This window comes from Tepidamorphus sp. 3E244, assembly GCF_046159835.1.
Classification (GTDB): domain Bacteria; phylum Pseudomonadota; class Alphaproteobacteria; order Rhizobiales; family Tepidamorphaceae; genus JACKJK01.
On sequence record NZ_JBJXCY010000001.1, the window covers coordinates 576435 to 599822 of the forward strand.

Sequence of the window (23388 nt, forward strand, 5' to 3'; positions counted from 1 at the left end):
CCGGAAGCCTCAGTCGCCCAGCATCTGTGTCACGAGGCTCGCGCTGTCAGGATGCGCCAGAGCGTCGAGGTCGACCTCGTCTTCGCCGGGCACGCGGATGCGCTTGAAGGTGAACTCGTCGGCCTCCAGCGGAATTGTCGCGTCCAACCCCATCTTGGCGCTAACGCCCTTGTCGGTCGAAGGATCGAGCTTGGAGCCCTGCGCGCCGGACACGACGACGAGGTCACGGTCGGCCTGGAAGCGCGTCGAAACGGCCCACTTCACGTCGTTGGGATTGTGGATGTCGACGTCGGTATCCACCACCGTGACGTGCTTGATGTCGTAGTGCGCGCCGAACGCGCCGAGGATGACGTTCTTGGCTTCGCCCTCGCTGCGCTTTTCAATCTTCACGACGAGATCGTACCGGCAAACACCGCCCTGCGTCAGGTGGACGTCGCGCACGTTCGGAAAGCTGCGCTTCAGCAGCGACAGGACGGTCGCCTCGCGCGGCACCGCGCCGAGCAACAGGTGTTCCATGCCGCCGCCCAGAATGGTGTGGAAGATCGGGTTGCGGCGATGGGTGACGACATCGACCTCGATGACATGCTGGTTCGACCGTGCGCCGTAATATTGCGGGAACTCGCCAAACGGCCCTTCCGGTTCGAACGTCTTGGGCAGCAACCGGCCTTCCAGCACGATCTCGGAATTGGCGGGAACGCGCACCTCGTTGCTGCGGCACTTCACGACGTCGAGCGACCTGCCGTGCAACGCACCGGCAATCTCCAGTTCGTCCTGTCCCAGCGGCGCGATGGCCTGCGAAGAGAGCAGCGTCAGCGGATCGATGCCGATGACCAGCGCCACGTCGAGCGCATCGCCGGCTTCTTCAGCCACGCGGTGGAATGCCAGCGTGTGACGTGGCAGCAGCAGCAGGCCGATGCGGTTCGGGCCGGACACCTGGCAGCGGTGAATGGCGACGTTCTGCTCGCCGGTGCGCGGGTTGCGCGAGATCAGCAGGGCGGCGGTGATGTAGGGGCCGCTGTCGAGTTCGTTGTGGGTCGGCACGGGCAGTAGCCGGTTGATGTCGACTTCCTCGTGCACGACTTCCTGCGCCGGTGCCTCGCTCACCTCGTTGCAGGCAATCGGGTTCTCGGCGGCTGTGCGGTAGCGTTCCAGCAGGTCGGATTCAGAGACACCAAGCGCTTCGGCAAACCAGCTTCGATGGCACAGCAGATTGGCCATGACGGGAATGTCGTGTCCGTCCGGCGAAGGGCAAAGAACAGCGGAATCGTGTTGCAGCCGCTTGGCGATGGCTGCGACCTCGTGCTTCAGCTTGACCCCCGGCTTGGTGATCGTCAGCCGATCCGTTTCGGCCAGGTGGCGCAGCCATGGCCGCAGGTCGTGGAAGGGGGCTGTGGACATGCTGGCCTCTCGGTTGCCGGCGTCGAAGACGCCCGATCCGTTCGGTTTACCCAAGGCCCCGGTGCCTGACCACAAAGCGGGCATTCGCACCGTTGGTTTTTGAGACTTGAAGGCAAATCCCGGCGGCCCGAACCCGGTTCTCGCCTCGCGCAGGCTCTATAGTCGGTTCCTCTGCATGTCTCGCGAAATGAACAAGAACTGGAGGAATACATGCGCAATCTGATCAAGTACCTGGCGTCGTGCGCCGCCGGCGCAGGCCTGATGATGGCAAGTGCCGCGCAGGCCGACGAACCGGTGAACTGGACGCTCGGCTCGTTCATTCAGGGCTCGAGTTGGTACGTCTACGGCGTCAACATCGGCGAGGTTCTTCGCGAAGCGCTTCCCGAAGGCTCGACCGTGGACACGCCCCCGATCGCGGGCGGCACGGGCAACCCGCTGCTCGTCTCGACCGGTAAGGCCAATCTGGCGCTCGGCATCGCGACGGTGAACACCTGGGCCACCGAGGGCAAGCACGCCTATGAAGAGCCGCTGACCGGCCTGCGCGCCCTGCTCGGCGGTCTCGATCAGTACTACCTCCTTCCCGTCGCCGATGGCGAAAACCCGGCGGACCTGAAGGCGATGCTCGAAGCCAAGCCGAAGGCACGCGTCGTGCTGCTTCGCAAGGGCAGCCTCGGCTCGCTCGGTGGCCAGCAGATGCTGGGTCTTGTCGGTGCCGGTGAAGACGAACTGGCCGCTGCCGGTGGCTCCTACGAATTCGGCTCCTTCGACATGGTCAAGAGCCGCTTTGCCAGCGACACCGCCGACGTCTTCATCCAGGTTGTCACGGTCGGCCACCCGGCCATTACCGAGATGGGCCAGACCCAGAAGATGACCTACCTGCAGCCGTCGCAGGAAACGCTCGACGAGATGACCTCGACCTATGGCTGGAGCCAGGCAACCCTGCCCGCCGGGACGTTCCCCGGACAGGACAAGGAGCTGAAGCTTCCCGGTTCGACCACCATGCTCTTCACCAGCGAGGACATGTCGGAAGATCACGCGTATCTCGTCGTCAAGACGATCTGCGAGAACACCGCCAAGCTTCAGGCAGCCCACAACGCGCTGAAGAACTTCGACTGCGAGGCGGGTGAAGTCTGGCGTGAGGAAGTCAACGGCATCGCGCTCCACGAGGGCGCGAAAAAGTACTTCAAGGAACGTGGCTGGATCGAGTAAGGCTCCAGTCCAACATGAGTGAAGCCGTGGAACCCTTGCAGTCCGCGCCGAAAAGCGTTCGGGAACGGTGGGTTGATCTCGCCGTTCCCGTCGCGATTCTGGCCATCGCCTGGAGCCTTCTCCAGGTTGCCTTCTCGCTGTACCCGTCCATTGACACGATGACCCAGCGCGCCACGCACGTGGTGTTCGCGATTTCCGTCGGCCTTGCGGGCCTTGCGGCGCGCGAGCAGGGCATCCGCAAATGGGTTGACTACCTGCTCTGTGTGGTTGCGCTGGCGCCCGGCATCTTCATCGCGTTCAACGCCGACTTCCTGATGCAGGACCGCATCGTTGGCCTCGATGACGTGCGCCCGCAGGACTATGCCTTCGGCCTGCTGCTGCTGGCGCTGCTGTTCTATGCCGCCTACCGCCTTCTGGGCGTGGGTCTCGCCGTCTTTGCGGCCATCTTCGTCGTCTATTTCTTCGCCGGCCCCTACCTGCCCGGCGACCTTGCCCATCGCTACACCGGCATCGAGCGTTTTATCGACGCGCAGTTCCTCTCGCTCAACGGCATCTTCGGCGTGCCGGTCGGCGTTTCGGTCACGACCGTCTTCTATTTCATCCTCTTTGCCGCGATCTATGACGTGTTCGGCGGAGGCCGCATGATCATCGACCTGGCGCTGGCGCTGACCGGCCGTCGTGTTGGCGGTCCGGCCAAGTCCGCCGTGCTCGCCTCCGGCCTGCTTGGCAGCGTGTCGGGCAGCGCGGTCGCCAATGTCATGAGCACCGGCATCTTCACAATCCCGCTCATGCGCCAGAGCGGCTACAACGCGCGGTTCGCAGGCGGTGTCGAGGCAGCGGCCTCCACCGGTGCGCAGCTCGTGCCGCCGGTCATGGGGGCTGCGGCCTTCATCATGGCCGACTTCCTGCGCATCCCGTACCAGACCATCGTGTTCGCAGCGATTGCGCCTGCCATCGCCTACTACTTCGCGCTGCTGCTGATGGTGGACCTTGAAGCACGCCGACGCGGTGTCTCCGTCGACAACATCGCGCAGGTCCCCGTCCGCCAGGTGTTGCTGGAGCGCGGCCATCTCTTGCTGCCGCTCGGCTGGCTGGCGTTTCGCATCGTCGGCGGATTCCCGGTCGAGATCGCAGCCATCGAGGCATCCGCCGGAACCATCGTGCTGGGCATGCTGCGCGGCGTCACCCGGCAACCAATCGTCGCGCTTTTCGAGGCACTCGCCGTCACCGCGCAACGCGCCGTCACCGTGGCACTGCCCTGCGCGCTGGCCGGTGTCGTCGTCGCCGTGATTTCCTTCACGGGACTGGGTACGAAGTTCACCAGCCTGATGATCGCGATCTCCGGCGGCAGCGTGCCGATCCTGCTGGTTCTCACCATGCTGGCGAGCCTTGTGCTTGGCGCCGGGATGCCCACCACCTCGGCCTACATCATGGCCGCCGTGCTGCTTGTCCCGAGCCTCTCGGCCCTGAATGTGGAGCCGCTGGTCGCGCACTTCTTCGTGTTCTACTTCGCCATCCTCTCCATGGTGACGCCGCCCGTTGCGCTTGCGGCCTACGCGGCCGCGGCGATCACCGGAGAGTCGGCCTCCGAAACCGGCTGGCGGGCCTTCGCGCTGTCGCTGCCCGGGTTCATCATTCCCTTCGTCGCCATCGTGCATCCGGGCATCCTGCTGCTCGGCACACCGCTCGACACGGTGACGGGCATGGTCAACATCTGCGCCGGGCTGTTCGGTGTCGCGGTCGCCGTCATCGGCTGGCTGTTGCGCCCGCTCGGCAAGCTGGAGCGTCTCGGCTTCGCGGCCATCGGCATCTTCAACGTGCTGCCGGGCTTGTGGGTCACCATCGCGGGAATGGCTGTGCTGGTGCTCGCCATCGCGGCCGTGTGGGCAACACGCGGCAACACCGAGCCGGCGCGCGAAGCAGGCGCGGGCGAGTGAGATGAGCGCAGCGGACCTGTGGCGCTTTTCACTCGACCGCTACGGGCGCGATGGCGTACAGCCGCTCTGTCTCAGGCTGCAGGACGAGCACCGCGCCGACATCAATCTCGTGCTGTTTGCACTGTGGACGGGCAGCCAGCAACTGGCCATTTCCGGGCAGCAGGCGGCTGGCGAGATCACGGAAGCGGTCGCTGACTGGCACGCGCAAGCGGTTGTACCGCTGCGCGGTGTGCGCCGCTCGCTAAAGAACCGGGACTTCCCCGATCCAGAAGCGCGTGACGCCCTGCGCGCCGCAATCCAGAAGAGCGAGATCGAGGCCGAACGGCTCGAACAAGTGCTGCTGCAAGCGCTGTTCGATGCGCAGCGCGACCGGCTCTTCACGGCTTCGACGGCCGACCCCGATGCGGTGATGGCAGCGAATGCGATGCTATTCTGCAAGCCGGACCCTGACGGCAACGACGCTGAAAGCCTCGTCGCCGATCTCGTGACGCGCTGCCGCTAGGCGTTCGTCCCGCCGTCGTCCTTCCAACGGTGGACGGTGCCGGTATCCAGCCCGAACTGGTCCATGGCGCGGCCAAGCGTGTGACCGATCATGTCGTCGAGCGATTGCGGGTTGGCATAGAAGGCCGGGACGGGCGGCGCGATGACCGCCCCCATTTCTGACAGGTTCGCCAGCGTGCGCAGGTGGCCCAGGTGCAGCGGCGATTCCCGCACCATCAGCAGCAGCTTGCGCTGCTCCTTCAGCACCACGTCGGCGGCGCGCGTCAGCAGCGTCGAGGTGACGCCCGTCGCGATTTCCGATGCGGTGCGTATCGAGCAGGGCGCGATGATCATGCCGCGCGTGACGAACGACCCGCTGGAGATCGACGCGCCGATGTCCTCCTGTTTGTAGCAGGTGTCGGCCAGCGCCTTGATGTCGGCGATCTTCCAGCGCGTCTCGTGGGCGACGGTGATCTCCGCCGAACGCGACATGACGAGATGCGTCTCGATATCCAAGCCTTTGAGGAGTTCGAGAAGCCGGATTCCGTAGATCACGCCGGAGGCGCCGGATATGCCCACGATGATGCGGTCGGGTTTCGTCATTCGGACCTCTGGTTGCAGCTCACAATGTCCGCCGCCTGGAGCCGGTGCACAAGAAACATGACGCGATGCCCGCTATCGCGTGTCGCTATGGACAAGCGTCATCGCGCAGCGCCTTCGAGGCTCATGCCGAGGTCATGCAGCGCGTCGATCATCCGCTCGCGCACTTCGTCCACGAGCAACTGCGCGGCTGTCGTCAGCGGCCGGTTCGGGTGGGTGACGTAGACGAGCCGGCGGGGAATGCGCGGTGTGATCTGGCGGGCGGTGAGCTGCCCCTTGGCCAGCATCCGGTGCATGGCGATGGGCGGCAGGATCGTGAAGTATTCGGTCGAGCGCACGAGGTCCTCGATGGTCTTGATCTCGTCGACCTCGATCTGGGGCGAAAGCGACACCTGCTGGGCAGCGGCTGCCCGGTCGATGATGTGCCGCAGCCCGTGGCGCTGGGTCGGCATCACGAGGGAGACCTCGCCGAGCGCCTCCAGCGTGACCGGGCCGCGAAACCGTTTCGCGTTCTTCGTCGAACCGATCAGCGCCAGGTCTTCCGTCACGATGTCGGTCATGTCGCGCTTGTTCACCTGCGGCGCGGCGTTGACGATGACCACGTCGAGTTCGCCGCTGTTGAGCATGTCGGTCAACTCGGTCGTGTATCCGCCGGTCGCGCGCACGGTGACCTCGGGAAACTTGCGCGAGAAGCTGCGTAGCGTTTCGCCCAGCGCGTTGTGGACCACGGAGGACACGACGCCGATGGCCACGCTGCCGCTGACGACACCGGACTCGTTCATGATGTTGCGGCGCGCCGTTTCCATGTCCTGGAGGATCGTCGAGAAGTAGCCATAGGCTTCCTCGCCGGCGCGCGTTGCGACCATGCCCTTGGGCGTGCGCTGGAACAGCTTCCGGCCAAGCTCATCCTCGAGCTTCGACACCTGCTGGCTCAACGCCGGCTGCACGACGTTCAGTCGCTGCGCCGCCCTGGTGACCGAACCCTGTTCGTAGACGGCGACGAAATACTGGATCTGCCGCAATTCCATGACCGGCCTCCCTTGGATGAAGCCATAACGGATCGCAATAGGTTTGAGCAAGTGGGGAAGCGCCGCGCAATGCCTAAGCGGATACGGCACGTGCCGGAAGGCAAGAGGCGACGGGAAGCCAGCTTCTCGCATAAGGATATAAACATTTCTTTATATAGATGTTGACATGACGCGCGGCGGTGCGATTTGGTGCCGTACCGATCGTACATTCAGCAAGATCAACGGGACGCCCGGCCGGATGCGGACGTGGCGAAAGGCACATGCAGCAACGAAACCTGCCCAAAAGCCCCGCCTTCGAGGCGCTGGGCAAGGCAGCCGCCGAGCGGATACTGGTCCTCGACGGCGCGATGGGCACGCAGATCCAGAACCTCGCGCTCGACGAGGAGGCGTTCCAGGGCAAGGGCGGGCGCGAATGCGAGCACAAGTCCGACTTGCCCCAGAAGGGCAACAACGACCTGCTGATCCTGACGCAGCCCGACGCGGTTGAGGAAATCCACTACAACTACGCCATCGCCGGGTCCGACATCGTGGAGACGAACACGTTCTCCTCCACCGTCATCGCGCAGGCCGACTACGGGCTGGAAGCCGCCGTGCACGACCTCAACGTGGAAGGCGCGCGCGTCGCCCGCCGTGCCATGGACCGGGCCACGAAGGAAGATGGCCGGCAGCGCTGGGTCGCGGGCGCCGTCGGGCCGACGAACCGCACCGCCTCCATCAGCCCCGACGTCAACGATCCGGGCTACCGCGCCGTGACCTTCGACCAGTTGCGCGAGGCCTATGGCCAGCAGGTGCGCGGTCTGATCGAGGGCGGGTCCGACCTGATCCTGATCGAGACCATCTTCGATACCCTGAACGCAAAAGCTGCGCTGTTTGCCTGTTTCGAAGCCTTCGAGAACGCCGGCCAGCGCCTTCCCATCATGATTTCCGGCACCATCACGGATGCCTCGGGCCGCACGCTGTCGGGCCAGACGCCGACCGCCTTCTGGTACTCGGTGCGCCATGCGCGCCCCTTCACCATCGGGCTGAACTGCGCGCTGGGGGCGAGCGCCATGCGCCCGCATCTGGCCGAACTCGCCAGCGTCGCAGATACGCTCGTCTGCGCCTATCCCAATGCCGGGCTGCCCAATGCCTTCGGCGCCTATGACGAGGGGCCGGAAGAAACGGCGAAGCAGGTGGAGACCTTTGCGCGCGAAGGGCTGGTCAATGTCGTTGGCGGCTGCTGCGGCACCACGCCGGAACACATCCGCGCCATTGCCGAACATGTCGAGGGCCACGCACCGCGCCGCATATCGGCGGGCGAGGAACGGGAGGCGGCCAATGCGTAAACCGCTGCTTCGCCTCTCCGGCCTTGAACCCTTCGTCCTGACGCAGGACATCCCCTTTGTGAATGTCGGCGAGCGGACGAACGTCACCGGCTCGGCGCGCTTCCGCAAGCTGATCACCAACCGCGACTATGCAGCCGCCCTCGACGTCGCCCGCGACCAGGTCGAGAACGGCGCGCAGATCATCGACGTCAACATGGACGAGGGGTTGATCGACTCCGCCCAGGCCATGGTCGAGTTCCTCAACCTCGTCGCCGTCGAACCCGATATCGCGCGCGTCCCGGTCATGATCGACAGTTCCAAGTGGGAAGTGATCGAGGCCGGCCTTCGGTGCGTGCAGGGCAAGTCGGTGGTGAACTCCATCTCGATGAAGGAAGGCGAGGAAGCCTTCCTGCACCAAGCCGGGCTTTGCCTCGCCTATGGTGCGGCGGTGGTCGTCATGGCGTTCGACGAGCAGGGGCAGGCCGACAGCTTCGAGCGCAAGACGGAAATCTGCGCCCGCGCCTACAAGATCCTGACCGAGCAGGTCGGCTTCCCGCCCGAGGACATCATCTTCGATCCCAATATCTTCGCGGTCGCGACCGGTATCGAGGAACACGACAATTACGGCGTGGACTTCATCGAGGCGACGCGCTGGATCCGCGAGAACCTGCCGCACTGCCACGTGTCGGGTGGTGTCTCGAACCTGTCCTTCAGCTTTCGTGGCAACGATCCCGTGCGCGAGGCGATGCACGCGGTGTTCCTCTACCACGCCATCAATGCCGGCATGGACATGGGCATCGTCAACGCTGGTCAGCTTGCGGTCTACGACCAGATAGACCCGGACCTGCGCGAGGCCTGCGAGGACGTCGTCCTCAATCGGCAGCCGAAATCCGGCGGCACCGCCACCGAGAACCTGCTGGAACTGGCCGAGCGGTTTCGCGGCGACAAGCGCGAGGAAAAGAAGCGCGATCTCAAGTGGCGCGAATGGCCGGTCGAGAAGCGTCTGGAGCATGCGCTCGTCAACGGCATCACCGAATTCGTGGAGGCAGACACCGAGGAAGCGCGGCTTGCCGCCGACAAGCCGCTGGAGGTCATCGAAGGCCCGCTGATGGCGGGCATGAACGTGGTCGGCGACCTGTTCGGCGCGGGCAAGATGTTCCTGCCGCAGGTGGTGAAATCCGCCCGCGTGATGAAGCAGGCGGTCAGCGTGCTGCTGCCATACATGGAAGCGGAAAAGAGCGGCGGGCGCGATACCGCGGGCCGCGTCCTGATGGCGACCGTGAAGGGCGACGTCCACGATATCGGCAAGAACATCGTCGGCGTCGTGCTGGCCTGCAACAACTACGAGATCATCGACCTTGGCGTCATGGTTCCGCCGCAGAAGATCCTCGAGGAAGCCAAGGCGCAGAACGTCGACGTGATCGGTCTCTCCGGTCTCATCACGCCCTCGCTCGACGAGATGGCGCATCTGGCCGCAGAGATGGAGCGCGAGGGCTTCGACATTCCGCTGCTGATCGGCGGTGCGACGACCTCGAAGGTCCACACGGCGGTGAAGATCGCGCCGCGCTATACCCGCAGCCAGGCGGTCTACGTCACAGATGCCAGTCGCGCGGTGGGTGTGGTGTCCTCGCTGATGAGTGCCAACCAGCGCGTCACCTATATCGAGAATATCCGCAAGGAATACGCGGAAGTCGCTGACCGCCACGAGCGCAACGAGCAGGCCAAGTCGCGTCTGCCGCTTGCGGCTGCTCGCAAGAATGCCTTTCAGGCCGACTGGAGCGACTACGAGGCGAAGGAGCCTGCCTTCACAGGCACCCGCGTCATCGAGGACTGGGACCTCGCCGAGATCGCGCGCTACATCGACTGGACGCCGTTCTTCCGCACCTGGGAACTGAAGGGCGTCTATCCGCGCATCCTCGAAGACGAGAAGTATGGTGAGGCCGCGCGCAACCTGTTCTCCGACGCTCGCTCCATGCTTCAGCGCATCATCGGGGAGAAGTGGTTCGGGCCGCGTGCGGTGGCAGGCTTCTGGCCCGCCAACCGGGTGGGGGACGATATCCGCCTCTACAAGGATGCCTCGCGAGCCGAGACGCTGGAAACGCTCCACACGCTTCGCCAGCAGACCTCCAAGCGCAAGAACAGCCCCAATGTCGCGCTGGCCGATTTCCTCGCGCCTGAAGGCACGCCGGACTGGATCGGCGGCTTCGTCGTCACGGCAGGGCCGGAAGAAATCGGGATCGCCGAAAAGTTCGAGAAGGCTGGCAACGACTACGACTCGATCATGGTCAAGGCGCTGGCCGACCGCTTCGCCGAGGCGATGGCGGAGATGTTGCACCAGCGCGTGCGCCGCGAGTTCTGGGGTTACGCGCCGGACGAGCGCTTCACGCCGGAGGAACTGATCGCCGAACCCTACCGCGGCATTCGCCCGGCACCGGGCTACCCGGCCCAGCCGGACCACACCGAGAAGACGACGCTGTTCCGCCTGCTCGATGCCAAGGCGAAGACCGGAGTCGAACTGACCGAGAGCATGGCCATGTGGCCGGGGTCATCGGTGTCCGGCCTCTATATCGGCCACCCGGATGCGTACTATTTCGGCGTCGCCAAGGTGGAGCGCGACCAGGTTGAGGACTATGCCGCCCGCAAGGGCATGGACGTGGAAGAAGCCGAGCGCTGGCTTGCCCCCATCCTCAACTATCGGCCCGACGGCGGCACCAAGGCCGCCGCCGAGTAGGTTTCACGTCGACGTCTGAACTAATGGCAGCTTCGCCAGGCGCGGCGCGCCTGTGCGCCGCCGCGCCGTTGGCGTGTCGGCAGCCGGATCGGCAGCCCGTACACCGGCGTCTTCGTCGCGGCGAGAAGCAGGTCGCAGAACGCAGCGATGGCCGGTGAGCCTTGCGCCAGCGGTCGCGCGACCGCGTAGGCATCGAGCGCCTCGCTGCGGTGATCGGCCTTTGCCGGGCGTCCGGCGAGCCATTGCAGGAACCCCAGTTGCGCCATCTCCTGAGCGCGCTCCGGCGTAACCGGGCCTATGTCGAGTTGTGAGATCGTGCGTCGTAGAAACATCGCGCCCTCCGCGCTTGCGGCGGGGCTTGCAGGAAACGGCGATGTCGGCAGGCCGGTCAGGTCCATCCGCGTCTCCGCTCCGGGGGCACCCCGCCCGGTTCAAGGTGACTGCGGCGCGAGGCTCGCGCCGGAGATGGCAGGTCTCCTGACTTGCGGGTCGCAGCTTTCCTGAACCTTCCCGGGCTTGTGGCCCAGTGGTGAATATCAGGATCGCTCACCGCTCACAGTTGCGGGGGCAGTCACGGAATTGGGCATGTCGCCCGCACCGCGTTCCCTTTTCAGCCGGCTCAACAAGAACCGGACACCATCGCCGGTGAAGCTCTCACGATTCAGCGACGATTGTCCACGTCAATCCGCCGATGGGCAGAGGGTGGTTGCGTCAAATGCAACTGGTGCCGTTCCGACACTTCCACTAGTGTCCCGGCCCGGCAGGGCATGCGGCCGTGAACCGCGATCAGTGCTGCGTGTCACAAGTTGCGTTCTCCAGGTCTTGCAAGGGTGCCGATCGCGTGTCGCCGGAATTGCCCCCCTGTTCTGTGGTCATCATCACCCACAACTACGGCCAGTACCTTCGCCGGGCGATCGACTCGGTCCTGTCGCAGGACTTCGACGGCTTCGAGCTGATCGTCGTGGACGATGGCTCACAGGACGACACCGCCGTGATTGCCGCGTCCTATGGCGAGCGGATCCGCTTTCATCGCCAGGACCATGCCGGCCCGTTTGCCGCGGCCCGCGCCGGTGTCCACATGGCGCACGCACCGTGGATCGTCTTCGTTGATGCCGATGACCGGCTGCGCCCCGGGGCGCTGGCCAACCTGCACGAGACCGCACAAGCCAACCCCGACTGCGCTCTCGTTCTCGGGCGCATTTGCGCGATTGACGAACGGTCGGGGACCTCTGCCGAAGAACCGACACCGCGACTGTCCGGTGACCCGCTCACCGATTTCGCGAACTTCGCCTCTGGGCGGTTGCGGGCACCCGTCGCCGGCGGACTGATCGATGCGGAGCTGCTGAAAGCCTTCGACCGGAGCGACGACGACTTCCCCACCAGCATGGACCTCGCGATCCTCGGGCTCGGCCTGCTGCGCGGCGCCGTGCTTTGCCCGCACGTCACGCTCGACGTCTTCGCGCATGAAGGACGGCTGCGGGAGAACGTCGACTACATTCACGCGTCCGGCCTCAAACTTGCGGACGTGCTGTTCGATCCGGCCATTCTGCCGCCCGAGGCGATGGCTCGGCGCGACGACTTTGTCGGCTTCCTGGAGCGTGAGCGCAGCCGCGCCTACCACCGAGCCGGTTGGCATTCGCTCGCCTGGCGCAGCTACCTGCGGGCAGTGCGCGCCACACCGCGCATTTTGCTGTCGTGGCGCCAGTTGCGCCGCTTTCTCGTCAGCCTCGCGCGTGCAGCCATGGGCGCGGGCGAGGGGCCGGTGACGCATCTGCCCCGGCATCCATTCTTGGGACACATGCGCGCGTTCCACGCGAACCCGGTTCGCTTCAGCGGCAAGTCGCTGGCGAATTCCAATCGCGCCGTGCGTCTCGACCTGCAACGGCGCAGCTACCTGTTGAAACGGCCGAGCGACATCCGCCACGTGCTGGCGAACGAGACGAAGGCTTTCCAGCCCGCCGGCATCACGTCGACCACCTTTGCAGGCGCGTTGCTGGGCACCGGCTATCCGCGACGCGATACGGTTCGCGCGCAACTCGCTTCGGCCTTTGCGCCGCGCGATATCGCGGGCTACGGCACGCTCGTCGAAGACGTGTTGATGGACCACTTCGGGGGCTTTGCGGGCGGTGACGTGGCGGACGTCGTGACGCGCATTCGCGCGGCCAATATCGCGATTGCCGGCGGCATTGTCTTCGGCAGCCGGTCCGCGGAGAAGCTCGCGCGGCTTGATGACCTGACGTCGAAATCGAACAGTTACGGCGTGCGCATTCTCCGGTCGGCGATTCCTCTGCCGCATTGGATACCGACGCGGGCGCGCCGTGTGATCGCAGCCAACGAACGCCAGTTGGACCGGCTGTTTGAAAGCTTCGCCGAGGAAGCTGACGGCTCGCAACCGCTTTCGTTCATGGAGCGCATGATTGCCCAGGCGGATGAGGGCGGGGCACTGAGCCGGCGTGATATCGGCCGGGAATGCGTGATGCTGTATCAGGCAGCCTGCGAGCCGGTGGCGGTCACGATGGCAATCGCGCTGCACAGGCTGGGAACGAACCCCGATCTGCAGGCGCAGATCGTGGAGGAGATCGAAAACGCCGGGACGCCGGGTGAATACGGCGGCCGCGACACCAAGACCCTGACGCGGCTGAACCGTTTCCTCGAAGAGGTCCACCGCCTGCATCCAGCGGAGTGGATGCTGACCCGCTCGGCCCGCAGCGATGAACGCCTGCCGAGCGGCCTGCTCGTGCGCTCCGGCGACCATGTGCTGATCGACCTGATCTCGCTGCATACGGACCCGGATAATTTCGAAGACCCGCTGCGGTTCGATCCGGACCGCTTCGAACATGGCGGTATCCGATCCGGCGGCAGTTACATGCCCTTCGGTGGCGGGCCGTCGAAATGTCTCGGCCAGGCGCTCGCCCGGATCATCCTGTCACGCGCGCTGGTGTTCATCCTGCGGCGCTGGAAGCTCGAGTCGCTCACAGATGACATCGACGTGGGCAGCCCGAACTGTTTCTCGACGGCGATCCTCTCGCCGGTGCCGATGCGCTGGCACGCACGCTAGGTCGCGTTTGCGAAGCGCCCAATGTTTGTGCGCCACCGCGGGCCAACCAACAGGTGCGAAGCGGGGCAAGTCTCGTCTATAAGGCGATTCATGAACCCCGCGCCTGCCAGCCAGAACCGATCCGAGAAGATTTGCTCCGCCCTTCGCTCGGCGATCCTCGAGCGTGTGCTTCTGCCGGGCATGAAGTTGCCGGAGGATTCGCTCGGCGAACGCTTCGGCGCGAGCCGCACGCTGGTTCGCCAGGCGCTGGAGCGACTCGCCGCCGAAGGGCTGGTGGAGCTGCGCCGCAACCGGGGTGCGTCGGTTGCCACGCCGAGCATGGAAGAAGCCCGGGACCTGTTCGAATTGCGCTGCCAGATCGAGGATCTCGTGGTGATCCGTATTGCGGAGAGCTTCTCGGCCGAACAGAAGGCCGAACTGGAAGCCCACATCGCCCGCGAGATTGCCGCCGAAGGGCAAAGCGAGCCGGTGTCGATCCGGCTGGCCACCGAGTTCCATATTCTCATGGCGAAGTTGACCGGAAGCCCGGTGCTGCTGCGTTATGTCGAGGAGATCGCCTATCGCTGCGGGCTGACGCTGGCGATGTTCGCGCGGCCGCATTCCACTGATTGCGGTATCCAGGAGCACAAGGAAATCGTTGCGGCGCTGGAATCCGGCAACACGGCCAAGGCGCAGAAGCTGATGCGCTCGCACTTGGCGGCCGTTGCCGACCGCGCGCTCATCAAGCAGGCGGAGGCCAGCGCGCATGTCTATCTCGATGCGCTGGAGCCCTACGCCCGTCCGATCCGGCTGGACGAGTAGCGCCTAGGCCACGATCCCGCGCATTTCCAGGATGCGTTCGGCGCTGTCGTTCCACACGTCCATCTCGACGATCTTGCCGTCCTGCACGAGAAACCGGTCGATGTACCGGTTGCCCTCGAAGGGGGTGCCGTCCGGCCATTCGCCGTAGAGCGTGCCGACGCTGTAGACGACGGTGCCGTCGTCGCAATGAGCGACGTCGAAGCGGTCCATCCGCTTCTTGACCCACTTGTAGCGCATGCCGTTAAACTGTGCGGGTCCGGTGGGATGGCTGAAGACGCGCCCGCCGGTGAAGGTGATCTTCACGCCCTGCGCCATGTAGGTCGCGGCTCGTTCCGGGTCCGGCACCATGGACGCTTCAAGGTAGGCGCGCACGGTTTCCGCGTCCGGGGAAAGTTCGCTCGCCGTCACGGCTGTATCCACGGCCATGTTCATACCTCCGCATCTTGATTGACTGTCGTCTCAGAAAGCACGCCGGGCACAAGATTGCATGCAATTATTTTATGCAATAATTGCATGCAATCTGGTCAATGCCGTGGGATGATGGTGGCGCGCAAATAGTCAAACCATTGAACGGACAAGACTTTTGATTCTGGCACGGCCATTGCAGCGAAGAACTCGCCGCTTGGACCCACCGCAGATCCTCAAGGAGACGCAGATGCTAGAACTTGCCCGCACCCGAAACGTCACACGGCGCCTTGTGCTTGCCGCCGCGATGACGCTTCCCTTCGCAGCCTCCATCCCCGCCCATGCCCAGGAGACCGTCAAGATCGGTCTCGTCGCAGCCCTCAGCGGCCAGTCCGCGAAGTCGGGCGAGGCCATCACGCGCGGCCTGACGCTCGCCATCGACAAGATCAATGCCGAGGGCGGTGTTCTCGGAAAGCAAGTCGAACTCGTCAGCCGTGACGACGAGAGCAACCCGGGCAAGGGCCTTGTCGCTGCCCGCGAACTGGTACAGCGCGAAGGCGTCGCTGCCCTGATCGGTGGTCTCGACACGCCGGTTTCGCTCGCAATCGTCCCCTTCGTGAACCAGGAAAAGGTCGTTTTCGTCGGTCCGTGGGCCGCCGGTACGCCGATCACCAAGAACGGCGCCGAGGAGAACTACGTCTTCCGCGTCTCCGCCGTGGACGAGTATGTCGACGAAGCCATCACCGAGTATCTCGTCACCAAGTACGGTGCGAAGAAGCCGGGCCTCATCCTCATCAACAACCCGTGGGGTGAATCCAATGAGCGCGGCCTGACCAAGGCGCTCGAAAAGCGCGGCATGGAACATGCCGGCATCGAGAAGTTCGAGAGCAACGATGTCGATGTCGTCCCGCAGCTAACTCGCCTGAAGGAAGCCGGCGCGGACTCGCTCTTTCTCGTCGCCAACGTCGCCCCGTCCGCGCAGGTCGTGAAGTCGCTCGACCGCATGGGTTGGGACGTGCCGATCTCCTCGCATTGGGGTCCTGCCGGTGGCCGCTTTACCGAGCTGGCCGGCCCGAGTGGCGAGAAGGTGCACTTCATCCAGACCTTCCTCTTCACAGAGGAAAGCGACCCGCTCTTCGTGACGCTCAAGGAGAAGTTCCCGGAGATCAAGACGCTCGCCGACGTGACGCCCGCGACCGGCATCGCCAATGCCTATGACGCCATGTTGCTTCTGGCGGCCGCCATCGAAAAGGCCGGTTCAACCGACGGCCCGGCCATACGCGAGGCCATGTATGAGGTCTCCGGCATCGAAGGCGTCATCAAGACCTACGACAAGCCGTTCACCCCGGACGACCAGGATGCGCTTGGACCGGAAGACTACACCTTCGCCCACTTCGTGGACGGCCAGATCATCCCGCTCGGCGAGTAACCGCGCCTGACACAAGACACTGCGGCGGCCGCGCGCCGCCGCAGACCCTATTTTGAAGTCTCGATTTTTGAAGCCTCACGCAGGAAGCCGGAACGCCCCATGACCCTGCTCGTCGTCGCGATCATCACAGGCATCGGCCTTGGAAGCATGTACGGGCTCATCGCGCTCGGTTTCCAGATCACCTATTCGGTGTCCTCCACCGTCAACTTCGCGCAGGGTAGCGTTGTCATGCTCGGCGCGGTGCTGGGCTTCATCTTCTGCCAGCGCTGGGGCCTGCCGGTCATCGTCGGCTACCCGCTGGCGATCCTGTGCTGCGGACTGTTCGGCGTGCTGGTCGAACTCGTGCTCGTGCGCCCCTTCGTCATGCGCGGCTCGGAAGCCTGGCTGATGGCGACGGTCGCCGGCGGCATCTTCCTCGACAACGCCGCGCTGTTCACCTTCGGCAACGAACCGCGCAGCCTGTCCTCGCCGCTGACGGGCACCACCTGGAACATCCTCGGCACCGGCGTCTATCCCCAGCAGGTGCTCATCCCCTTCGCGGCCATCGGCGTCGCCGTGCTGCTGCACCTGCTGTTCCGCCACACCCGGCAGGGCAGGGCGCTGCTCGCCGTGGTGCAGAACCGGCAGGCCGCGCGCCTCATGGGCATCAACACCAACCTCATGGTCTCCGGCTCCTTCGCCATTTCCTCCATGCTGGCGGGATTCGCCGGGCTGCTGATCGCGCCGCTCTTTTCCGTGCACTCCGACATGGGAACCCTGTTCGGCTTGAAGGCCTTCGCGGTCGCCATCCTCGGCGGCATGACGTCGGCCTCCGGCGTGATGATCGCGGGCTTTCTCTATGGTTTGGTGGAAGCCTTCGTGACGACCTATCTCGGCTCGTCCTTCACCTATATCGCCGTCTTCGCGCTGGTGATCGTCGTGCTCACCATCAAGCCCGGCGGCCTGTTCGGCCGGCCCGGCCTGAAGAAGGTCTGACGCGCCGTGGCAAAGCTTCTCTCCAATCGCGCCCGGCTGGTCGACCTCGTCATCCTTCTCGGCACCCTCGCCGGCATCTGGCTTGTGCTGACGACCGGCGGCTACACCCACTTCATCATTGGGCTGGTGGCCATCACCGCCATCGCCTGCATCGGCCTCAACGTACTTTACGGCCTCACCGGGCTGATCTCGCTGGGCCAGGTCGGCTTCCTTGCCATCGGGGCCTACGCGACCGCCATCCTGACGCTGAACGGTGTGTCCTACTGGCTGGCCGCGCCCATCGCGGTGCTGCTGTCGGCGTTCGCCGGCTGCCTGCTGGCGGTGCCTGCGGTGCGCATGGCGGGGCCGTTCCTTGCCATGGTGACCATCGCCTTCGCCTTCATCGTGGAGCACACGGCCATCGAGTGGCGCTCGCTCACCGGCGGGCAGAACGGGCTGATGGGGTTCTCCAATCCGAGCATCGGCGGCTACACTTTCTCCGAAGCCGACCTCGTGATGATGGCCGTCGTGCTGTGCGGGCTGCTGACGCTTGGCTATCGCTGGGTTTCGGACAGCGGCTGGGGCTTTGCCATGAAGTCGCTGCGCGATGCGGAAATCGCGGCCCAGTCGGTCGGCTACAAGCCCTTCACGATCAAGCTCATCGCCTTCGCCATTGCAGCCGCAACCGCCGGGCTGGCGGGCACGCTGTTCGCCCCGCTCATGGGCTTCATCGCGCCGAGCAACTTTCCGTTCTCGCAATCGATCCTCTACCTCTTCGCCGTCATCCTCGGCGGGGCGGGCACGGTTCTCGGGCCGGTCGTCGGCGCGCTCGTCACCGTGCTGCTGCCGGAGTTCCTGTCCTCGCTTGCCGAATACCGCCTGCTGTTCTTCGGCGGCCTGCTGGTCACGGTCCTGCTGCTGGCCCCGCGCGGCATCGTCGGCACAATCGCAAGCTTCGTCCCGTCACGCCCGCGCGACACCGCAGCACGGCCTGAAGCCGAGATCGCCAGAATGATCGAGGGCTTTGCCGGTGACACCGAGCTTGCGGTCGAGAACATCGCCATCGCGTTCGGCGGCGTGCGCGCCGTGGACGGCGTGTCCTTCACCGCAATGCCAGGCGAGGTGACGTCGATCATCGGTCCCAACGGTGCAGGCAAGACGACGGTCCTCAACATCGTGTCGGGGTTCTATTCGCCCGATACCGGCTCTGTCCGGGTCGGCACGCTGGACATCGCGGGCAAGCCGCCGGAATTCGCCGCAGCTCATGGCGTCGCGCGCACCTACCAGACGACGCGGCTGTTCGAGAGCCTGTCGGTGGTGGACAACGTTGTCGCCGCACTGCCCAACGGCGCCCTTGGCCACCCGTTCGCGGCCCTTGCCAACGCGGAGCGCCGCGCGCTCGCCGCAGGCCTCTTGCGCTATTGCGGCTATGCCGGCGAGATCGACCGCCGCGCCGGCGACCTGCCGCATGTGGATCGCAGGCTCGTGGAAGTCGCCCGCTCGCTGGCAACCAAGCCCCGCGTTCTGCTGCTGGATGAACCTGCGGCCGGGCTGATGCGTGCCGACAAGGAGGCGCTGTCGGGGCTGCTGCGGCGGCTGGCGGATGCAGGCCTCGCGGTGATCCTCGTCGAGCACGATATGGACATGGTGATGGGCATCTCCGACAAGATCCTCGCGGTCGATGCGGGCAGTCCCATCGCGACCGGGACGGCGAGCGAGGTGCGCAAGGACCCGGCCGTCGTCGCTGCGTATCTCGGCGAAGGGATCAGCGCAGACAATTCGCGCGCGCAACCGCTGGAGACCAAGGCCGATGCGGTGCTGGAAACCGTGAACCTGACGGCGGGTTACGGTGCAGCGCCGGTGCTGAAATCCGTGTCGCTACGCGTGCGGCCCGGCGAGATGGTCACGCTGCTGGGGGCCAACGGCGCTGGCAAATCGACCTTTCTCTCCACGCTGTCGGGCCTGCTGCGCCCGGTGGAAGGCAACATCATTCTCGACGACAAGCAGATCCAGAATCTGCCCACCCACGCAATCGTCGATCGTGGACTGGTTCTGGTGCCGGAAGGCCGCCAGGTCTTCCCCGAGTTGACCGTGCTTGAGAACATCGAGCTTGGAAAATACCGCCGGGGCGAAGCGCTAACGGCCGAGGAGCGCGACAAGGTCTTTGCGCGCTTTCCCCGTCTGAAAGAGCGCATGAACCAGCCGGCCGGGCTGCTGTCCGGCGGCGAGCAGCAGATGATGGCGATTGCCCGCGGCCTCGTCGCCAACCCGCGCGTGCTGCTGCTGGATGAACCCTCGCTGGGCCTTGCGCCCGCGCTGATCGAGGAGCTCTACGACATCCTCGCCGAACTGCGCGACGCCGGAATCACCATCCTGCTCGTCGACCAGATGGCGACGCTGGCGCTGTCCGTTGCCGACTATGCCTACGTGATCGAGCAGGGCGAAATCGTCATGGAAGGCTCCGCCAGCGAGCTTGCCCGCGACGAGGGACTCATAAAGGCCTATCTCGGCGAGGCCGAAATTGCAGAGCCTGCGCAAGACAACAACAGCGCGGCCTGACCCATGTCCACAATCTACCTGATGCCCACCCTCATCCGGAACGCGCGCCTGCATGGCCGCGATGGCACCGTCGATATCGCGATTGCCGACGGGATCATCCGCGAGATCGCGCCGCGCATCGAGACGTCGGCTCCCGGCCTCGATGCCGGCGGCAATCTGTTGTTCAGCGGCTTTGCCGAAAGCCATATCCACCTCGACAAGGCCTGCATCCTCGATTACGCGGTGAACGAAACCGGCACGCTGGAAGGCGCGATTGCAGCCGTCAGCGCCGCCAAGGCCGCTTTCAGTGCCGAGGACATCTATGCGCGCGGGCGCAAGGTGATCGAAAAAGCGCTGGTGCAGGGCACCACCGCCATGCGCACGCATGTCGAAATCGATCCGGGCATCGGCCTCATCGGCTTTTCCGCCATCCGCCAGCTCAAGCAGGATTTCGCCTGGGCGATGGATATCGATATCTGCGTCTTCCCGCAGGAAGGCCTCATCAACAATCCGGGCACCGACGAACTGCTGGTGCGCGCGCTGGAACTCGGCGCCGACCTCCTGGGCGGATGCCCCTACACGGACAGCGATCCGGATGGGCAAATCGAGTGGCTGTTCAAGACCGCGCGGGAGTTTGACGTCGACCTCGACTTCCATCTCGATTTCGACCTCGACACGTCGTGGCGCCATCTCGACAAGGTTGCCGCCGAGGCCATCCGGCATGGCTGGCAGGGCAGGGTGGCCATCGGCCATGTCTCCAAGCTGTCGATGCTGCCGGAAAAGGAACTGGTCGAGACGGCGGCGATCCTGCGCGATGCCGGCATCGCCGTGACGGTGTTGCCCGCCACCGACCTGTTCCTCATGGGCCGCGACCACGACCACGGCATTCCGCGCGGCGTTGCGCCTGCGCACCGGCTGGACGCCGCAGGTGTTGCCTGCACGCTTGCCACCAACAACGTGCTCAACCCCTTCACGCCGTTCGGCGATTGCTCTCTGGCGCGCATGGCGAACCTCTTCGCCAATGTCAGCCAGCTTGGAACGTCGGAAGACCTAGAACGATGCTTTGCGTTCGTGTCGGACGTGCCGCGCGGCCTCATGCACCGGGATAGCGCCATCGAGGTCGGCAAGCCGGCAGACCTTGTCCTTGTCGATGCAGGCAGCCGCGCCGATGCGGTGGCCGAAATCGCCCAGCCCCTGTGGGGCATGAAAGCAGGCCAGATGACCTTTCAGCGACCCTTGCCTGTCATTTTCCGGGCGGACGAAACGGACGACTGATCGCCGTCGATGTTCGTCGGGTGTCGTCGCCACGCTTTCTCGCCGTAGCGTCAATTTTCGAGTTCGCTCAAGTCGGCCTCCGTGTTGGGGCACGCCGGACCGTGCCAATCGCGCTGAAATTTTCCGCTACGGGAAAAATCATGTATCAAGACCGTCATGTGCTTGACGGTCACGGCCCACGAAGCGCGATCAATCGTATTTATGTTGGGACTGGAAATTTATTTATAGGTTAATCTTCGTATTGGTTTGTCAGACGGCATTTGAATTCATCCGACATAAGCTGTTTTTACATTGATATGTAGCCCATTCGAGGTCGAATTACGCTAAGCCGGGTCGCGAATAGCCTATTTGAGGTGCGGCAAATTTTCCGCAGAAAACAGCCGTTACTCACTGGTACCGCCCGCCCGTTCGTGTTTTGCTAGGCGAATGTCGCATTTGGACAATCGGCGCACCCCGCGACGGGGGGAACATCAGAACCGATAAACGATGTTCCGCCCAAGCAGGCGGACACGCCAGAGGTTGGAACAGAGGCCCGGACGAGCCGGGCCCGACATGCAATTCAAAGACAGTGGAGGAGAATCCATGAAGGACGAAAAACAGGTCCTTATTGATCGTATCGCTACAGCTGCCCGCGAAGGCCGGCTGAACCGCCGCGATTTCATGCACTACTCGATGGCAGCCGGCGTCACCGCCTCGGCAGCCACCGGCCTGTGGACCACCAAGGTTGCAGCCCAGACGCCCAAGCAGGGCGGCGCGTTCCGCTGGGGCATCCATGACGGCAACACGTCGGACACCCACGATCCGGGCACCTATCTCACCCGGACCATGATCTATCTCGCCCATACCCACCGATCCTACCTGACGATGATCAATGGCGATGGCTCGCTCGGGCCTGACCTGGCAGACAGCTGGGAAGCCAGTGAGGATGCCTCGGAATGGACGTTCAAGCTGACCGAGAACGCCAGCTTCCACAAGGCTGGCAAGGTCACCGCTGATGACGTCATCGCCTCGCTCAACCATCACCGTGGCGAGAAGTCGACCTCTGCTGCGAAGGCGCTGCTGACCGACGTCGAGGACATCACCAAGGACGGCGACTACACCGTCGTGATCAAGCTGTCGCGCGGCAATGCCGACCTGCCCTGGCTGATGACCGACTACCACCTCGCCATCTGCCCGGCCAACGACGACGGCACCATCGACTGGCAGTCCGGCGACGGCTCCGGCCCCTACAAGATCGACAGCGGTGAGTTCGGTGTGCGCTTTACGCTGTCGCGCCACGATGGCTGGCACCGCGAAGGCGCCTATTTCGACAGCATCGAGATGATCACCCTGAACGACCCGAACGCGCGCCAGACGGCGCTGGTGACCGGGGACGTGGATGCGGTCTCGCTGATCGAACTGAAGACGATGGCGCTGCTGCAGCGCGATCCCAACATCACGATCCACAACATCCCGTCGGCGGGTGCCATCACGCTGCCGATGTTCTGCGATACCGCGCCGTTCGACAATGTCGACGTTCGCAACGCGCTGAAGCTGTCGATGAACCGCGAGGAGATCATCCAGAAGATCGCCTTCGGTGCCGCGACGATTGGCAACGACTTCCATCATTCCCCGGCCCAGCCCTACTGGCCCGAGGACATTCCACAGCGCGAGTACGATCCCGACCAGGCCAAGTCGCTGCTCAAGAAGGCCGGTGCGGAAGGCTTGACCGTCAATCTTTCCACCGCCGACAGCGTCTATGCCGGTGCGGTGGACATGGCGGTGCTCTATGCCGAGCACGCAAAGGCTGCGGGCATTACCATCAACGTCGTCCGCGAGCCGAACGATGGCTACTACTCCGATGTGTGGTTGAAGAAGCCGTTCTGCCTCGTGTCCTGGGGTGCGCGTCCGACGCCGGACGTCATGTACACCCTGGCCTACAAGGACGACGCAGCCTGGAACGAAAGCCATTGGCAGAACGAGCGGTTCAACGAACTGCTGCTTCAGGCCAAGGCCGAGCTCGACGAGCCGCGCCGCAAGGAGATGTACCACGAGATGGCGATGCTGGCGCGTGACGATGGCGGGACGGTCATCCCGTTCTTCAACAACTTCGTCTACGCCAACCGCTCCAACGTGGGCACACCGGAAAACCTGGCCGCGAGCTGGGAGTGCGACGGTGCCCGCGCTGCAAGCCGCTGGTGGTTCACCGGATAATCGGTGCATGATGAACAATGTATACGGCGCCCCGCTCGGGGCGCCGTA

The 23388-nt window shown here is 64.5% G+C and carries 15 protein-coding genes, 1 pseudogene and 1 riboswitch; of the genes and pseudogenes, 11 read left to right on the top strand and 5 right to left on the bottom strand.

Annotated elements, in window-relative coordinates; all coding sequences use genetic code 11:
- Positions 1-9: 9 nt before the first annotated feature.
- Positions 10-1398 (bottom strand): UbiD family decarboxylase, encoded by a 1389-nt coding sequence (locus ACKTEK_RS02735; RefSeq protein WP_409163703.1) that lies wholly within the window; start codon positions 1396-1398, stop codon positions 10-12.
- 210 nt (positions 1399-1608) lie between these two features.
- On the opposite strand from ACKTEK_RS02735, the gene ACKTEK_RS02740 reads away from it, so the two are divergent.
- Genes ACKTEK_RS02740 through ACKTEK_RS02750 form a run of 3 tightly spaced genes read left to right on the top strand, consistent with a single transcriptional unit; the run spans position 1609 to position 5046 of the window.
- Entirely contained in the window at positions 1609-2607 is a 999-nt protein-coding gene (locus ACKTEK_RS02740; RefSeq protein WP_409163704.1) for a TAXI family TRAP transporter solute-binding subunit, read from the top strand.
- Between the two features lie 14 nt (positions 2608-2621).
- Positions 2622-4544, top strand: coding sequence for a TRAP transporter permease (locus ACKTEK_RS02745; protein WP_409163705.1), 1923 nt, complete (start codon positions 2622-2624; stop codon positions 4542-4544).
- Position 4545: 1 nt separating this feature from the next.
- Entirely contained in the window at positions 4546-5046 is a 501-nt protein-coding gene (locus tag ACKTEK_RS02750) for a TIGR02444 family protein (protein ID WP_409163706.1), read from the top strand.
- Here ACKTEK_RS02750 and ACKTEK_RS02755 read toward each other — a convergent pair.
- Complete coding sequence (locus tag ACKTEK_RS02755) at positions 5043-5627, bottom strand: UbiX family flavin prenyltransferase (RefSeq protein ID WP_409163707.1); 585 nt, start codon at positions 5625-5627, stop codon at positions 5043-5045. The two genes, ACKTEK_RS02750 and ACKTEK_RS02755, sit on opposite strands and share 4 nt — an antisense overlap.
- Before the next feature lie 98 nt (positions 5628-5725).
- The gene (locus ACKTEK_RS02760) at positions 5726-6652 is read right to left on the bottom strand and encodes a LysR family transcriptional regulator (protein ID WP_409163708.1); all 927 of its coding nucleotides are present in this window, start codon (positions 6650-6652) and stop codon (positions 5726-5728) included.
- 260 nt (positions 6653-6912) lie between these two features.
- Between ACKTEK_RS02760 and metH the strand changes: the two are divergent.
- Positions 6913-10687 (top strand): annotated as a pseudogene (metH, locus tag ACKTEK_RS02765) (methionine synthase).
- Positions 10688-10707: 20 nt separating this feature from the next.
- On the opposite strand, the gene ACKTEK_RS02770 reads toward metH, so the two are convergent.
- A complete protein-coding gene (locus tag ACKTEK_RS02770) occupies positions 10708-11019 on the bottom strand; it encodes a hypothetical protein (protein ID WP_409163709.1) in 312 nt (103 codons plus the stop codon).
- Between the two features lie 117 nt (positions 11020-11136).
- A riboswitch (cobalamin riboswitch) is annotated at positions 11137-11343 on the bottom strand.
- 197 nt (positions 11344-11540) lie between these two features.
- Here ACKTEK_RS02770 and ACKTEK_RS02775 point away from each other — a divergent pair.
- A complete protein-coding gene (locus ACKTEK_RS02775) occupies positions 11541-13745 on the top strand; it encodes a cytochrome P450 (protein ID WP_409163710.1) in 2205 nt (734 codons plus the stop codon).
- 90 nt (positions 13746-13835) lie between these two features.
- A complete protein-coding gene (locus ACKTEK_RS02780; RefSeq protein WP_409163711.1) occupies positions 13836-14546 on the top strand; it encodes a GntR family transcriptional regulator in 711 nt (236 codons plus the stop codon).
- 3 nt (positions 14547-14549) lie between these two features.
- Here ACKTEK_RS02780 and ACKTEK_RS02785 read toward each other — a convergent pair whose 3' ends face one another.
- The gene (locus ACKTEK_RS02785) at positions 14550-14972 is read right to left on the bottom strand and encodes a nuclear transport factor 2 family protein (RefSeq protein ID WP_409163712.1); all 423 of its coding nucleotides are present in this window, start codon (positions 14970-14972) and stop codon (positions 14550-14552) included.
- 229 nt (positions 14973-15201) lie between these two features.
- Here ACKTEK_RS02785 and ACKTEK_RS02790 point away from each other — a divergent pair, with 229 nt between their 5' ends.
- The 5 genes from ACKTEK_RS02790 to ACKTEK_RS02810 all read left to right on the top strand — a co-directional run bounded on the left by ACKTEK_RS02790 (position 15202) and on the right by ACKTEK_RS02810 (position 23340).
- Positions 15202-16380: an ABC transporter substrate-binding protein gene (locus ACKTEK_RS02790; protein WP_409164877.1), complete on the top strand. Its 1179-nt coding sequence runs from the start codon at positions 15202-15204 to the stop codon at positions 16378-16380.
- Between the two features lie 105 nt (positions 16381-16485).
- The gene (locus ACKTEK_RS02795) at positions 16486-17355 is read left to right on the top strand and encodes a branched-chain amino acid ABC transporter permease (RefSeq protein WP_409164878.1); all 870 of its coding nucleotides are present in this window, start codon (positions 16486-16488) and stop codon (positions 17353-17355) included.
- A gap of 6 nt (positions 17356-17361) precedes the next feature.
- Entirely contained in the window at positions 17362-19893 is a 2532-nt protein-coding gene (locus ACKTEK_RS02800) for an ATP-binding cassette domain-containing protein (RefSeq protein WP_409163713.1), read from the top strand.
- A gap of 3 nt (positions 19894-19896) precedes the next feature.
- A complete protein-coding gene (locus ACKTEK_RS02805; RefSeq protein ID WP_409163714.1) occupies positions 19897-21147 on the top strand; it encodes an amidohydrolase family protein in 1251 nt (416 codons plus the stop codon).
- Positions 21148-21729: 582 nt separating this feature from the next.
- Positions 21730-23340: an ABC transporter substrate-binding protein gene (locus ACKTEK_RS02810; protein ID WP_409163715.1), complete on the top strand. Its 1611-nt coding sequence runs from the start codon at positions 21730-21732 to the stop codon at positions 23338-23340.
- Positions 23341-23388: the final 48 nt, after the last annotated feature.